This is a genomic window from Mesorhizobium sp. M1A.F.Ca.IN.022.07.1.1, assembly GCF_003997575.1.
Classification (GTDB): domain Bacteria; phylum Pseudomonadota; class Alphaproteobacteria; order Rhizobiales; family Rhizobiaceae; genus Mesorhizobium.
On record NZ_RZST01000137.1, the window covers coordinates 1 to 14,080 of the forward strand.

The window sequence follows — 14,080 nt, forward strand, 5'->3', positions numbered from 1 at the left end:
CGGCCGGCGAGGCCGGCGATGGCGCCGGAAAGGACGAAGGCGATGATCAGGTTGCGGTTGACGCGGATGCCGGCACGGAAGGTCGCGGTCTCGTTGCCACCGATCATCACCAGATGCCGGCCGAACGGCGTCTTGGCGAGAATCAGCGAGAAGACGACGAAGCAGCCGACAGCGATCCAGGCGGTGAGCGGCAGGCCGGCGAGCCGCTGGATACCGAACCAGCGGATGGCCGGCGCCAGATCCTGCGCCGAGCGTCCGCCGGAAACGACAAGCACGAGGCCGCGCACCCAGATATAGGAGGCAAGCGTGATGATGAAGGCGCCCATCCGCAGTCTGACGATGAGGAAACCGTTGATGACGCCGATAAGGGCTCCCACCGCCAGGGCTACGGCGAGCGAGACCGGCACCATCAGCCAGTCCGGATGCAACTGCAGGCCGAGGCCGATGCCTGACGAGCAGAACATGATGCCGACCGCCATGGCGCTGAGCGCCGCGACCGATTCAACCGACAGGTCCATGTGACCGGCAATGATGACCAGCGCCAGGCCGATCGACATGACGCCCAGCACGCTCGATGCCTCGACGATGTTGGCGAAGATGCCGAGCTGGAAGAAGTTCGGAATGAGGGTCGAGAACACGGCCAGCACGAAGACCAGCATGAACCAGACGAGATTGTCGAGCACAAGCTCGAGACTGTGGCGGGTGCGTGGGCTCATCGGCCGATCCGGTTAGCGTCGAATTTGAATATGCGGCTGCCGCGGGGCGGGCCCGCGAGGCTCCGGGCCGGGAGGCCCGGAGCTCGATGCAAAAGGCCTACTCGACGGGCTTAACGGTATCCGTCGGCGGCTTCAGGTTGCCCCAGAAAGCGGGGTTGTCGACATTCTCCTTGGTTATCGCCGCGCCTGGGATCTTGATGTTCGGGCCCCAGGCTTCCTTGGTCACCACCGACTTCAGGCCGAGCACGTCATATTCGCCGGGCTTGATCTCCTGCTTGTTGACGACCTTGTCCATGAACATGGCGACGGCCGCGGCCTGGGCGTAGAGCGGCTGTTCGACTTCGACGTTGAGCCAACCCTTGCGGATCAGGTCGAGGCCGACCGGCGCGCCGTTCGAGCTCATCATCATCACATCGCCCGGCTTCTTACCGGCGGCCTCCAGCGAGGCAACGCCCGCGACCGAAAGATGCGCAGCGTGGCTGAAGATCAGGTCGATGTCGGGATTGGCCAAGATCTGGTCGGCGACGATGGTGCCGGCGTTGCTCGCCTCCCACTGCATGGCGGGCAGCGAGATGATCTTGACGTCCGGAAACGCCTTCATCTTCTCCTCGAAACCCTTCTGGATGTCGAGCGTGTAGGGATCGCCGGGATCGCCGAGCACCTGCAGGATCTTGCCCTTGACCGAGCCATGCTTGGCCTTCAGCAGCGCTTCGGCCTGCTCCGCCGCAATGTGGCCGATCTCGACCGTGCCGGCGACCGATGTGAAGTCGGACGGCGTGGCGGTGATTTGGCGGTCGAACTCGACCACAGGGATGCCGGCCGCGCGGGCGGCTTCAACGGATGGCTTCAACGCATTGAAATCGACCGCGGCGAGGATGATCGCCTTCGGCTTAAGCGCAATCACGTCGTTCATCTGCGATTGCTGAGCGTCGGTTTTGTTGTCGGCGTTCAGCGTCTTCATCTCGTAGCCGACCTGTTTCAGAAACAGTTCCAGCGCGCTCACCGAGCCGGTCTGGAATTCGTCGAGCAAGGTCGGCACCAGGTAGTAGACGGTACCCTTGGACTGGGCGAATGCCGGCGTGAGCGTGGCAATGGCCAGGGCCAGGATACCGAAGACAGAAAGTAGCATTCGCTTCATGTCGTTCGCTCCTCTTTTCGCCGGACCCCTCATTTGTCCCTCAGCCCGCCGGTCCGGCACCGGCGAGCGTTTCCCCGGTGATCATGTTGATCACCGCATCGGGACTTGTCTTGTTGCGGGCAACGTCGCCCGCCACGACGCCCTGGCGGATCACCACGATCCGGTCGGCGACCTGGAAGGCCTGCTGCATGATGTGGGTGATGATGACGACGCCGATGCCTTGGCTCGCCACCTTGCGGATCATGTCGAGGCCGCGGCGCGTCTGCTCGACGCCGAGCGCGGCGAAGGGCTCGTCGAGCAGCACCAGCTTGCCGCCCCAATGAACGAAACGGTTGAGCTCGATCGCCTGCCGCTGGCCGCCCGAGAGGTGCTCGACCTTGGTGCGCAGCGAGGGAATGCGGGTGCCGGCATTGGCCAGCGCCTTCGCCACTACTGACTCCATGGCGCGCTCGTCGAGCACCGGAACGCCCAGCACCTTGCGGGTGATCTCGCGGCCCATGAAGAAGTTGGCCACCACGTCGACATTGGTGCAGAGCGAGAGGTCCTGGTAGACGGTCTCGATGCCGGCGGCCTTGGCCTCGGCGGGGGTTTTGGCGAGGAACTCCTTGCCTTCGAACAGCATGCGACCCGAGGTCGGCTCGAGTCCGCCGGCAATGATCTTGACCAGCGTCGACTTGCCGGCGCCGTTGTCGCCGAGCAGCGCCACCACCTCGCCGCGCGCGATCGAGAAGCTGATGCCCCTCAGCGCCCGGATGGCGCCGTAATTCTTGGTGACGTTGTCAAGGACCAGCAGGGGTTCGCTCATGCCGCGATGTCTCCGCCGTTCAGAAGGTCGCCTTCGCGCTGCCGCTTGGCGGTGAAGATCTGGCCGAAGCGCGGCGAAAGCACGCCGGAAACGGCAAGTGCCGCGGCGCCGCGCAACACGGCATGCTGCCCGCCCTGCGCCACGAGGATGCGCGGCGCGGCGCGATCCTTGCGAGCCGAAACCGAATTGTGCAGCGGCTCCGCCAATGCAGCCAGGCGTTCGAGCAACTGAGGCGAGGCGAGGCCCCCAAGCACGATCGTCTCGGGGTCGAAAAGGTTCTCGATGACTGCGACGGCGTTGCGGAAGATCGGAGCGACTTCGGCCACCCATCCGGCGTCGTTGCCGTTCCAGCGGCCGCGCGCCTCGAGCGACAGATAGCGTTCGAGGCAGCCCCGGTTGCCGCAGGGGCAAAGCTCGCCTTCCGGAACGACGGGGATGTGTCCGATCTCGCCGGCATTGCCCCAGGCCCCGCGCAGCACGCCGCCGTCATGCACCATGGCGCCGCCAAGCCCGACGCTGAAATAGAGATAGTAGTAGTCGGATCGCTGGAGGCCGAGGCCGTAGAGGCGTTCCCCCATGGCCGCCGCCGCCATATCGGTCTCGAAGAAGGCTGGCAGGCCGGTCGCGGCGGCAAGGCGCTCGCGCAGCGGCACGCCTTTCCAGCCCGCCATTGTGGTCGGTCCGACGAAGCTCATGGACTCGACGCCGAACGGGCCGGGAAGCGCCATGCCGACGCCGATGACCCGTCCTCCGGCGCGGCGCCCGGTCAGATCGGCAACCATGGCGCCGATCGCCTCGAAGGCGAGATCGGGTGTCGGGCTCGGCGCTTCGCGATGGACGCTCTCGATCACGTCGCCGCTCAGGTTGATGAGTGCGGCGTCTATCCCCAGTGGGGTGAGGTGGATGCCGACGGCATAGCCGCCTTCCGGGTTGATGCGCAGCGTGGCCGGCGGCTGGCCGCGGCCCTTCGGTTCCTCGCGGACCGACAGTATGTAACCCTGTTCCTCCAACTCGCGCACGATAGTCGAGACCGTCTGAACGGTGAGCCCGACGTGCTGCGCGATGTCGCCGCGGGCGATCGGACCGAAGCGGCGGATGGATTCGAGCACGATGCGCCGGTTGTACGGCCGCCCGAACTCCTGATTGGTTCCCCGCAACGCCATGGCTTGCGCTCCTGACGGCTTCAAGGTTCGCAGAGAAGATTTATTCAGTCAAATGGAATTCAAAAATAATTGCCCGGTTTCCCGACCGGAGCAAGTTTCCCTGCGGCCCCGACGCTTGCGACCCGGGCAGTGTGCGGAAAGCTAGTATCTGATGACGCGACGCTCGATCAGCACGACGATGCAGAAAAGCGCGATCGACAGCGACGAGGACAGCACGATCGCGGCGTAGAGCCGGTCGGATTGATAGTTGAACGTCGCCTGGATGATCAGCGCGCCGAGGCCTTTGTCCGAGCCGATCCATTCGCCGACGATGGCGCCGATTATCGCAGTGGACGAGGCGATGCGCAGCGAGGAGAACAGCATCGGCAAGGCGCGGGGCAGGCGCAGAGCCCAGAAGATCTCCGAGCGTGTCGCCGACAGCACGCGGAACAGCTCGTGTTCGTTGTCGCTTGCCGAATCCAGGCCCCGGATCATGTTCACCAGGGTCGGGAAGAAGCAGATCACGGCGGCGATGACGATCTTTGGCGTCATGCCGAGGCCGAAGATCAGGATGATGATCGGCGACAGCGCCAGGATCGGAATGGTGTTGAAGAACAGCACGATCGGGAAATAGGCGGCCTGCAGGATGCGGCTGTGCACGAACACCACGGCAAGCAGCACGGCGGCGAGATTGCCGATGACGAAGCCCGCCAGCGCCTCGATCAGCGTCGGTCTGAGGTTGTCGATGAGCAGGGCGAAATTCTTCTGGAAGACGCCGAAGATCGCCGTCGGCGTCGGCACGATGTAGGCCGGCACGCCGAGCAGCGGCAGGAGATACTGCCAGGCAATCAGGATCGACGCCGCGCCCAGAACCGGAAGCGCAATCGCCATTTGCGGGGCAAGCGGCGCCGGTCTCACGATGCGCGCTCCAGCGCTGCACGCAACTCGGCCATGGCGCCGACGATCGCCGCATCCTCGCGCTTGCAGCGGTTGCCTTCCTGCTTGAAGGGCCGCAGGTCGAGGTCCTTCACCACCCGTCCCGGATTGGCAGCCAGCACAATGACGCGCTCGCCGAGATAGGCGGCTTCGGCGATCGAATGGGTGACGAAAAGGATCGTTGTGCCGGTGCGCCGCCAGAGCGTCAGCAATTCGTCGTTGAGGCGATCGCGCGTGATCTCGTCCAGCGCGCCGAACGGCTCGTCCATCAGAAGCAGCCTGGGCTCGCCAAGCAGGGCGCGCGCGATGGCGACGCGCTGGCGCTGGCCTCCCGAAAGCTGATGCGGCAGGCGTTCACCGAGTCCGCCAAGCCCCATCAGCTCCAGCAGTTCGCTGCTGCGGTCATCGATCTTGCGTGTGAGGCTGCGCTGGCCGACGCCGAGCGGCAGGCGCACATTGTCGCGCACCGTGCGCCAGGGCAGCAGGGTGGAATCCTGGAAGACGAAGCCGACGTCGCGGCGCGAGCGCACCGCGTGCGGTGTGGCCCCAAGCACGCTGATCGTGCCGTCCAGCGGGTCGAGCAGGTCCGCCACCACGCGAAGTAAGGTCGACTTGCCGCAGCCCGACGGGCCGAGGATCGACAGGAAGGAGCCGGCCGCGACCGTGAGGTCGAGGCCGGACAGCACTTTGACGGCCTTCTGCCGGCCGCCATAGCCGACATCGAGCTTTTGCGCTTCGATCGCGTTCGGCATCAGGCCGCGGGCGCATCGAGCTTGGGCCGGCCCGCGGCCGAAAGCTCCAGGATCTTCGTGGTGTAGACATCTTTGGCGGCCGGGCGTCCGTTCGGGTACTGGCCGACCTTGTCGAGCAGCGTCAATTGCTCCTCGATGGAGGCAGGGTCGAACGTGCCCCAGCCATCTTTGGCGGTCGCGCCGTCGAAGGAGAGTTTCAGAACCAGGTTGACGGTCTTCTCTTCCCAGCCGAGATCCATCTCCGGATACGCGGCGACCATCTTCTTCACCGCTTCCTGGGGGTTGGCGTGAACCCAGCCCCAGCCCTTGCCGACCGCGCCGACGAACTTCGCCAGTGTGTCGGGGTCCTTCTCGATCGCCGCGTCGGTCGCGAAATAGACGTCGGCGTAGGAAGCGAGGCCGAGGTCGCGCACCAGGAGATCGATGCGGTCCTCGCCGACCACGCTCAGCGCCTGGGTGTTGGTGATCCAGCCGCCGATGGCGTCGACGTCGCCGCGCACCAGAGGCGCCTTGTCGAAGCCGACATTGACGATGGTGACTTCCGAGGGGTCGATACCGTTCTTGGCCAGGATCTCATCGATGACGAAGCGCGCGGTCGGCTGGATGCCGATCTTCTTGCCCTTGAGGTCGGCAACATTGCGGATTGGCTTTCCCGGTTTCGAGGTCAGCGCATAGGGGCCGGTGCGGAAGCCGCAGGCGATGATTCTGATCGGCACGCCGCTGGCGCGCGCCGCATAAAGCTGCGGCGTTTCCGAGAACTGGCCGAGCTGCGCGGCGCCGGAGATCACCGGCGGCACGGTCGAGGCATTGGGGCCGCCAGGGCTGAACTCCACCTTGAGCCCGGCATCCTTGAAATAGCCGTTGGCGACGGCCGCGATGTCACCGATCTGGCCATTGGACATCAGCCAGTCATACTGGATGACGACCTTGCCGGCGGCCCTGGCGCCCGGCGTCAACACCAATTGCATACCGGCTGACGCGGCTGCGACCGCTGCGAGGCCGCCCTTCACGAAAGCGCGGCGGTTCAATTCGTAGTCTTGGCTCCCACTCATTTTTCGCTCCTGTTGCAGACTTCTTGTCTCTTCTTTCCAAGCGCCGCTCCCTCGGCGCGGCGTCGCTACGGCTGTTGGTCGTGGTAGTCGCCAGGGCCGCCGTCGAGCCAGGCGTAAAGCTCCCAAAGCGTGTCGTCCGGATCGGTGAAATAGGCGCAGCGCGCATTCCAGACGTAGTTTTCGGGCGGTCCATAGAAGGGCACGCCCTTGGCGCTCAATTCGCCGTGCAGCCGGTCGATCTCGGCCGGCGATCCGAGCTGGACGGCGACGCAAACCTTGTGCGCTTGGCGCGGCGATCTCTGGTTCGAGACGCCGGTGTGTCGGTTGATGTGGTCGAGCTCCCAGGCGGCGAGCGTCACGCCCTCGCCATGGAAATCGGCAAAGCCTTCGGCACGCCGACGCAGCCGGAAGCCGAGTTTCCCGACATAGAAGTCGACCGTACGCTCGATATTTTCCACCAGCAGGCAGACGTCGGAGATGCGGGTGAGGTTGGCCGGCATGATTATTTCGTCCCGCCGGTCTTGGAGAGTGGCAGCTTCACGCCGACGCGGTTCGCAGCGCCGATGATGTGCGTACGCATTGCTGCTTCTGCCGCCGCCGGATCGCCCGCCACTAGCGCCTCATAGATGCGCACATGTTCGCCGACATTGCTCTCGACGAGATCGTGCAGCGGGTTGGTTACGCGGGCATAGTGGATCGACTGGCGGATCTGCTCGCAGACAAAAGAGATGAAGGTGTGGATGTAGCTGTTGCCGGTCGCCCGCGCGATCTCGCGGTGGAATAGCAGGTCGGCGTCGATGCTGCCTTCTTCCCAGCGCTCCTCGCCGCCCATGCGGTCGAGCGCCGCCTTGATCGAATCGAGATGCTCCTGCCCGCGCCGCGCCGCGGCGAGCGCCGCCGACTCGGCCTCGAGGATGCAACGCAGCTCGAACAGCCGCTCCATATTGTGGGTGTCCTTGAGCGCCTCGCGGTCGATGCGGATCGCCGCCCTTTGCTGGGGCGCCAGCACGAAGGCGCCGATGCCTTGCCGCGCCTCGATCATGCCGTCCGCCCTCAACTGGGCAATCGCCTCGCGCACCACATTGCGGCTGACGCCGAACTTCTCGGAAAGCTCCTGCTCGGTCGGCAGCCGCGCGCCGGGATTCAACTCGCCGGATTCGATCTCGCGGCTGAGGAAGGCCGCGACCCGGTGCGGCAGGGTCTCGACGGTGCCGATGGCGGCCAGTCTCTGCTTCATAAAAAACGCTCCGTCGAGGGCAGCAGGCAGCCGGGGTTCATCACCCCTTTAGGGTCGAGCGCAGTCTTCAGCGCGGCAGCCATGCGGCGATGCGCCGGCGAAAGCCCGGCCCAGAATTCTCGGGCACGGCTGCGGCCGATGCCGTGCTCGGCGCTGATCGAGCCGCCGAGCCTGACGGCGATGTCGTAGAGTCCCGCCGTGATTTCCTCGCCGCGCGCCCGGGCTTCGCCATCAGCGAGATCGAGCGGCGGCAGCACATTGAAATGGATGTTGCCGTCGCCGGCATGGCCATAGGCCAGTGCAATCCAGCCCGGATGTTCGGTGGCGACGAAGCGGCGGGCGCGCTCGACAAGGGCAGGGATATCGGAAATGCGCACCGAGAGATCGGTGCGCACGTGGTAGCCGCGCTTCGCCTGGCCCTCGACCAGTCCCTCGCGGATCGCCCAGAAGGCCTTAGCCTGCGCGTTGCTGGTCGCGAGGACTGCGTCGGCTACCAGGCCGCCTTCGAGCGCATCGGTTAGAAAACTGGCGAGCACGCCGTTGAGGTCGATGGTCGGTCCGGAGGACAATTCGATCAGCGCATGGACGGGTGCTGCGACAGGCGCCGTCATTCCAGGATCGACCAGCCGGGCCAAATCGATGCATTCCGAGCCGATGATCTCGAAGGCGGAAATCAGATCGGAGCAGGCGCGTCGTGCTCGGTTGAAGAGGCCGATGGCCGCTTCGAACGAGATGAGGCCGAGATAGGCGGTCTCGACACGGGCAGGCTTCGGGAACAGCTTGACCTCCACACCGGTAATGATGCCGAGCGTGCCCTCGGAGCCGATGAACAGCTGCTTCAGGTCATAACCGCTGTTGTTCTTGCGCAGCCCGGAAAAGCCGTTCCACAGCTCGCCATCGGCCAGAACAACCTCCAGCCCCAGGATCAGGTCGCGCGCCATGCCGTAGCGCAGCACGTTGACGCCGCCGGCATTGGTCGCGGCATTGCCGCCGATCTGGCAACTGCCTTGTGCGCCGAGCGCCAGTGGGAACAGGCAATCTTCGGCCTCGCTTGCCTCTTTGATCGTCTGCAGCACGCAGCCTGCGTCCGCCTGAAGTGTGAAGTTCGCGCGATCGATCCGGCGGATGGCGTTCAGCCGCTCCAGGCTGACGACTATAACGCCGGCGCTGGTGTCATCGATGGCGCCCGAAACCAAGCCGGTGTTGCCGCCCTGTGGAATGACGCCGAGCCCCAACTCGCCGCACAGACGCATCAGCGCCTGCACCTCCGCCACCGACGCGGGGCGCAGCACGGCCAGCGCGCTGCCTCGATAGTCGCCGGCCCAATCGCCGAGATACTTCGCCATTCCGGCAGTGTCGGCGGTGAGACCGCTCGGCCCCACTGCGTCTTCGAGGACGCTGAGGATTTGCGGTGAGAGGCTGCGAATGGTCATCAGCGGCGCAATCGATGAGGCGATAGGGTGATGTATATCATCCTACAACTTCGATTGAGTCAATCCAAAGCGAGCGCTGCCAAGCAAAACGGTGGATAAATCTGGAGGGACCTCGGGTCGGCCGCGAGGCGTGCGCTAAAGGTACTGCGCGACCTTCTTGCCGACGGCGAGGAAGCGCAGCGGATCGACCGCCTCGCCGTTGTGGCGCACTTCGTAGTGGAGATGCGGACCGGTCGAGCGGCCGCTGCTGCCGGTCTTGCCGATCACGTCGCCGGCGGCGAGCTTCTGGCCAACCGTCACGTCGATCTCGCTGAGGTGGCCATAGCGCGTCGCAAAGCCGTTGCCGTGGTCGACCTCGACCATGCGGCCGTAGCCGCCGTTCCAGCCGGCCTTGGTGACGATCCCGGCAGCGGTGACCTTCGCCGGCATGCCGATCGGCGCCCTGAAATCCATTCCCGTATGCAGGGCGGCCGTGCCGAGGATCGGGTCGGTGCGCACCCCGAACGGGCTGGTCACAGTATGGCCCGGCGCGGGATTGCTGAGCGGCAGCTTGCGCGCCTCTTTCTTGACTTGATCCAGCGCATCAAGAGCTTCATCCAGCTCTTTGACTTTGCTGTCGAAGATCATCGAAGAATTGAGCGGCACCAGCGGTCCGCCGACATCGTTCTTGTCGAGCTCCGTGTCGGCCGGCAGCCCGGCGGCTTGCAGCGCCTGCGAGATCGCGTCGGCGTTGCGGTAGGCATTATCCGCAAGCGTGGTGATACGGGTGAGCTGCTGGTTCTCGATGGCCTTGAGCGAAGCGTTGATCGACACGAAGAGCTTGTCGGCACGATCCGCCGCCGTTTCGTTGTCTAGCGGGTCGGAGCGTGTCGACCACAGGGAGAATGGCCTCGTGTCGCCGGCGCCCAACGACGCGACGGAGTAGGTCGGGACCTGCGAAAGACCGCCGGTGATCTCGGCGCGCTCGTCGGGTTTAGTCGCGGTGGCATTGGCTGCGGCGGGCACATCGCCGACCTCGCTCTCGGCGCGTTCGAGGATCGGCCCGAGCCGGCCGTGGCGCTGGCTGAGCTGGGTCTGCCTGGCCAGCAACTCGCTGACCTTGGTCTCCATGAGCTGCTGGTCGAGAAGCTGGCGGCTGGTGATGCGATCGACCTGGGCGCGAAGCGCGGAGATGCGATCCTCATAGGCCTGCTGCATGCGCACCTGCCTGGCCGTGGTGGCGCCGATCAGGTCATCGCGCAGCACCAGGTAGGAGGTGGCGAGCAGATAGCCGATGGCGATCGCCGCCAGCGCCGACCCGACGAAGGCGGCAAGCCACGGACGGATGGTGAAATGCCGGATCTCGTTCCCCCGCGCGATAATGACCGTATGGGGCTCCTTGCGCCTGCCGAAGACCGCTGACTGACCGTTTGGATTCACGGGACCAAGCTTTCGTTACGACTCCAACGACAGCTCGATTACACATTATTAGGGTTAACAAAGCTTTGCTGGCCGCGATGTCGGCTTAACCAATTCCCGCAGCGCGGGTGGCAGGTTGCAGGGAAGGAGGCCAGCAAATCGCGGAAGCTTTGGGTCTGCCCCGCTTCAGAGCGCGCGCACCGCCTCCAGCACCTCTTCGGCATGGCCCTTGACGCGCACCTTGCGCCAGATGCGGGCGATGCGTCCGTCCTGGCCGATCAGGAAGGTGGCGCGCTCGACACCCATGTACTTGCGGCCGTACATCGTCTTCTCGACCCACAGATGATAGGCCTCGATCGCCTTGCGCTGCTCGTCGGCGACGAGATCGAGGGTGAGATCGTATTTCGCCTTGAATTTGTCGTGTTTCTTGACGCTATCGGGGGACAGCCCGATGACCACGGCGCCGGCCTTCTCGAATTCCGGCTTCAGCTGCGAGAAGCCGATCGCCTCGTTGGTGCAGCTTGTGGTGTCGTCCTGCGGATAAAAGTAGAGTACGACAGGTTTTCCCCGGATCGCGGCGAGGCTGAGGGAGCCGCCGCCGTCGCGCGGAAGATCGAATTGCGGCGCAACGTCGCCCACGTCGAGTTCAGCCATGTCGATGCCCTTGTTTGCGGTTACGCGCGGATCGAGCATCGATATAACGTGAGGCGGGGATTCGTCCACGACGAGTACGTTTACAACGGAATATTGCTTGGATCAGGAGCAACCGCAGCACGAGAAGATCAGGTTCAGGCGGGACGAGATCACCGACCTGGGAGCTTTTCCGTCCGCTTGCAGCGTGCCGCCGCTCGGCCGTGCTTCGGTGCGCCGGCGCTTCCGCATCCTCGGTCGGGTGTTCGCCGGGCTCTGCGCGTTGGTGCTTCTGGCGGCAATTGGCGTCTATGTGCTTGGCACGTCAGGCATCGGCACCGAGCGACTTCGCGCCGAAGCCGAGACGGCCATCGAGAAGCTCGCAGGCGTCGATCTCAACGTCACCGTTGGGCCGGCGCGGTTGACGCTCGATGGGTCGAGCTTCGTCGCTCTGCAGGTCAGCGACGTCAGCTTGAAGACGGCCGACGGCAAGCCGATGGCCGATGTCGGGCGCGTCCGCTTCGGCATGCGCCTGCTGCCGCTGCTATCCGGCGAGGTCAAGCTCACCAGCGCCCGCTTCTCCGACGCTCGCATCATGGTCGCCGCCATGCCGTCCGGGAGCGGTGATTGGACTGCGGCTTTGCGCAACGAGGATGGCCTGGTCGATCCGGAGAAAGTATCGGCGGCGGTGTTTGGCGGCGTCAACGCGGCGCTGGATGCGGTGCGCGCGGAATCGATGCGCCAGATCGACCTCCGCAACGTCGAGTTCGAATTGCCGCCGGGCGGATCGGTCAGGCGTCTGACCGTCGCCCAGGCCACGGTTGGGCAGACGGGCACAGGCAGCATGGAACTGTCTTCAAAAGCCGATGTCGACGGCCGGCATGTAAGCCTGAGCGCCTCCGCGGCGCGCGATCCGAGCGCCAGGCGGATCGCATCGCTGGACGCCGCCGTCGCGATAGCGGACGTCGGCGTAACGCCCGCTCAGGGAAGCTCCAGCGGCGGGAACTTCGCCGCCCAGGGCGGCAAGCTTGGTTCTGTTGCGCTGAAGCTTTCGGGCGTCGAGGCGTCCGGCGACACGCCGTCGCGGCTGACGGCGTCGCTGTCGCTCGGCGGCTCGGTGCTCGATCTCGGCTCGCGCGGGCTGCTGCCAGCCGACGTCGATGCCAGGGCGACATTGGTCGCGGGATCAAACAAGGTCTCGGTCGACAAATTGCTGATCAGGACCGGCCGCTCGACATTCGATTTCTCAGGCTCGGTCGGGCCGAAACCGGCAGCCGCGGGCGAGGAGCCGTCCTACCGCTATGACCTTGTCAGCGACGGCTCGACGCTCGCGCCTTCGGAATCGCCGGAGCCGGCGCTTCAGTTTCTTGCCCGGGTCGCCGGCGTCTACCAGACCAAGAGCCGCAAGCTCGTCGCCGAGCAGATCGGCGTCCGCTCCGGGGGTTCGAGCGACGTGCTGGGCACGGCGTCGCTCGCCTTCATCGACAATGGCCCGCCGGGTGTGTCGCTGTCGCTCAATGTACACGACATGCCGGTTTCGCATGTGAAGCAATTGTGGCCCTGGTTCTCCGCCCGCAACGCGCGGCTTTGGGTGCTAGACAACCTGTTCGGCGGCCGTGTGGTCGACGCCAACCTGCAGTTCCAGGTCGTTCCTGGGCGGCTCGGCAACGGCGTTCCGCTTTCCGGCGACGAGGTGTTCGGCCGCTTCCAGGTCGAGGGCTCGCGCTTCGATACCGCGGGGCGCATTCCGCCGATCCGCGATGCGGTCGGTGTCGTTGCCTTCCACGGCAACGATGTCGATATCACGCTGTCCTCGGGCAGCGTTTTTTTGCCGAGCGGCCGCACCGTGGCGGCAAGCGGGGGCACACTGACGATCAAGCAGGCGAATGTTTCGCCCGTGATCGGCTCTCTCGACATCGATGTCGCTGGCGAAGCCACGGCGATCGCCGAACTCGCCTCCTTTGAGCCGATCAACGCCATGCGCCATGTCGGGCTTGCGCCTGAGGATTTGAGCGGCACCGTCACCGGGCATGTGCGGGCCGACATTCCGCTGACTTCCGGCGTCGATACCTCGAGGCTCGACTGGCTGGTGGCGCTGGACTACCAGGATCTTTCCTTAGCCAAGCCGTTCGAGGACCAGATGGTGACCGAGGCCGACGGGTCGATCACCGTGAGCCCCGACCGTGCGGTGATATCGGCGAAGGCGAAGCTGAACGGCATTCCAGCCGAGCTCGACCTGGTCGAGCCGCTCGAGGACAGCGGCCCGCCGCGCAGCCGTAAGGTCGCGCTGGTGATCGACGACAAGACGCGCGCTGCAGCAATGCCCGGCCTGTCGCCGCTGCTTTCCGGAACCATCAAGGTGGCGATCGACATGAGCGGCGAGGGCGTCCAGAACGTGTCGGCCGACCTGACCAACGCAAGGCTCGACATCCCCTGGGCAGGATGGAGCAAGGGTGCCGGCATTCCGGCCAAGGTCACCTTCACGATGGCAAAGTCCGGCAGCACGACCACGCTGTCCGACTTCGATCTCGATGGGAAGAGCTTTTCGATCGACGGCGATGTGACACTGGTCAACGGGGCGCTGTCCTCGGCCCGGTTCAGCAAGGTCGCGCTCAACAGAGGAGACGACGTCGCGGTCTCGGTCAAACGGTCGGGCAAAAGCTATGCGGTCAACGTCAGCGGCGACTCTCTCGACGCCCGCTCGCTGATCAAACAGTTCACCTCAGACGTCGATACAGCCACAAAAGGCGCCGGCGCCGACGCGATCTCGGTCAGCGCCGACGTGAAGTCGCTGACCGGCTTTCACGACGAGGTGCTGTCGAACCTCAAGCTGAATTACAG

Annotated in this window: 13 protein-coding genes; 1 reads left to right on the forward strand and 12 read right to left on the reverse strand. The window is 65.1% G+C overall.

Going from position 1 to position 14,080, the window contains the following annotated elements; translation table 11 throughout:
- The 12 genes from EOA75_RS16770 to EOA75_RS16825 form a co-directional block, all read right to left on the reverse strand.
- A partial coding sequence (locus EOA75_RS16770) for an ABC transporter permease (protein WP_164747412.1) occupies window positions 1–716 on the reverse strand: 716 nt, incomplete at its 3' end.
- Window positions 717–813: 97 nt separating this feature from the next.
- Entirely contained in the window at window positions 814–1,854 is a 1,041-nt protein-coding gene (locus EOA75_RS16775; RefSeq protein WP_066995049.1) for a sugar ABC transporter substrate-binding protein, read from the reverse strand.
- Between the two features lie 40 nt (window positions 1,855–1,894).
- Window positions 1,895–2,659: an ATP-binding cassette domain-containing protein gene (locus EOA75_RS16780; RefSeq protein WP_095779583.1), complete on the reverse strand. Its 765-nt coding sequence runs from the start codon at window positions 2,657–2,659 to the stop codon at window positions 1,895–1,897.
- Complete coding sequence (locus EOA75_RS16785; RefSeq protein ID WP_095780641.1) at window positions 2,656–3,822, reverse strand: ROK family transcriptional regulator; 1,167 nt, start codon at window positions 3,820–3,822, stop codon at window positions 2,656–2,658. The genes EOA75_RS16780 and EOA75_RS16785 overlap by 4 nt, the downstream gene beginning before the upstream one ends.
- Before the next feature lie 141 nt (window positions 3,823–3,963).
- Entirely contained in the window at window positions 3,964–4,719 is a 756-nt protein-coding gene (locus EOA75_RS16790) for an ABC transporter permease (protein WP_127324688.1), read from the reverse strand.
- Window positions 4,716–5,489, reverse strand: a complete 774-nt coding sequence (locus EOA75_RS16795) for an ABC transporter ATP-binding protein (RefSeq protein ID WP_127216146.1) — start codon at window positions 5,487–5,489, stop codon at window positions 4,716–4,718. Before EOA75_RS16795 ends, EOA75_RS16790 begins: the two co-directional genes overlap by 4 nt.
- Window positions 5,489–6,541 (reverse strand): ABC transporter substrate-binding protein, encoded by a 1,053-nt coding sequence (locus EOA75_RS16800; RefSeq protein ID WP_206517007.1) that lies wholly within the window; start codon window positions 6,539–6,541, stop codon window positions 5,489–5,491. Before EOA75_RS16800 ends, EOA75_RS16795 begins: the two co-directional genes overlap by 1 nt.
- 65 nt (window positions 6,542–6,606) lie before the next feature.
- Window positions 6,607–7,041: a VOC family protein gene (locus EOA75_RS16805; protein WP_067328264.1), complete on the reverse strand. Its 435-nt coding sequence runs from the start codon at window positions 7,039–7,041 to the stop codon at window positions 6,607–6,609.
- Window positions 7,042–7,043: 2 nt separating this feature from the next.
- Entirely contained in the window at window positions 7,044–7,778 is a 735-nt protein-coding gene (locus EOA75_RS16810) for a FadR/GntR family transcriptional regulator (RefSeq protein WP_127324689.1), read from the reverse strand.
- Entirely contained in the window at window positions 7,775–9,211 is a 1,437-nt protein-coding gene (locus EOA75_RS16815) for an FAD-binding oxidoreductase (protein WP_127324690.1), read from the reverse strand. The genes EOA75_RS16810 and EOA75_RS16815 overlap by 4 nt, the downstream gene beginning before the upstream one ends.
- A gap of 135 nt (window positions 9,212–9,346) precedes the next feature.
- Window positions 9,347–10,630 (reverse strand): M23 family metallopeptidase, encoded by a 1,284-nt coding sequence (locus EOA75_RS16820; protein ID WP_127217100.1) that lies wholly within the window; start codon window positions 10,628–10,630, stop codon window positions 9,347–9,349.
- Between the two features lie 165 nt (window positions 10,631–10,795).
- Window positions 10,796–11,263 carry a peroxiredoxin gene (locus tag EOA75_RS16825; RefSeq protein ID WP_067328452.1) on the reverse strand — a complete coding sequence of 156 codons (468 nt, stop codon included), beginning with the start codon at window positions 11,261–11,263 and terminating at the stop codon, window positions 10,796–10,798.
- Between the two features lie 97 nt (window positions 11,264–11,360).
- On the opposite strand from EOA75_RS16825, the gene EOA75_RS16830 reads away from it, so the two are divergent.
- A partial coding sequence (locus EOA75_RS16830) for a DUF3971 domain-containing protein (RefSeq protein ID WP_127324691.1) occupies window positions 11,361–14,080 on the forward strand: 2,720 nt, incomplete at its 3' end.

Coding starts and splice junctions, on each gene's coding strand:
- EOA75_RS16815 (WP_127324690.1), bottom strand. CDS start 9,211: ATGACCATTCGCAGCCTCTCACCGCAAATCCTCAGCGTCCTCGAAGAC.
- EOA75_RS16795 (WP_127216146.1), bottom strand. CDS start 5,489: ATGCCGAACGCGATCGAAGCGCAAAAGCTCGATGTCGGCTATGGCGGC.
- EOA75_RS16805 (WP_067328264.1), bottom strand. CDS start 7,041: ATGCCGGCCAACCTCACCCGCATCTCCGACGTCTGCCTGCTGGTGGAA.
- EOA75_RS16780 (WP_095779583.1), bottom strand. CDS start 2,659: ATGAGCGAACCCCTGCTGGTCCTTGACAACGTCACCAAGAATTACGGC.
- EOA75_RS16800 (WP_206517007.1), bottom strand. CDS start 6,541: ATGAGTGGGAGCCAAGACTACGAATTGAACCGCCGCGCTTTCGTGAAG.
- EOA75_RS16775 (WP_066995049.1), bottom strand. CDS start 1,854: ATGAAGCGAATGCTACTTTCTGTCTTCGGTATCCTGGCCCTGGCCATT.
- EOA75_RS16785 (WP_095780641.1), bottom strand. CDS start 3,822: ATGGCGTTGCGGGGAACCAATCAGGAGTTCGGGCGGCCGTACAACCGG.
- EOA75_RS16810 (WP_127324689.1), bottom strand. CDS start 7,778: ATGAAGCAGAGACTGGCCGCCATCGGCACCGTCGAGACCCTGCCGCAC.
- EOA75_RS16825 (WP_067328452.1), bottom strand. CDS start 11,263: ATGGCTGAACTCGACGTGGGCGACGTTGCGCCGCAATTCGATCTTCCG.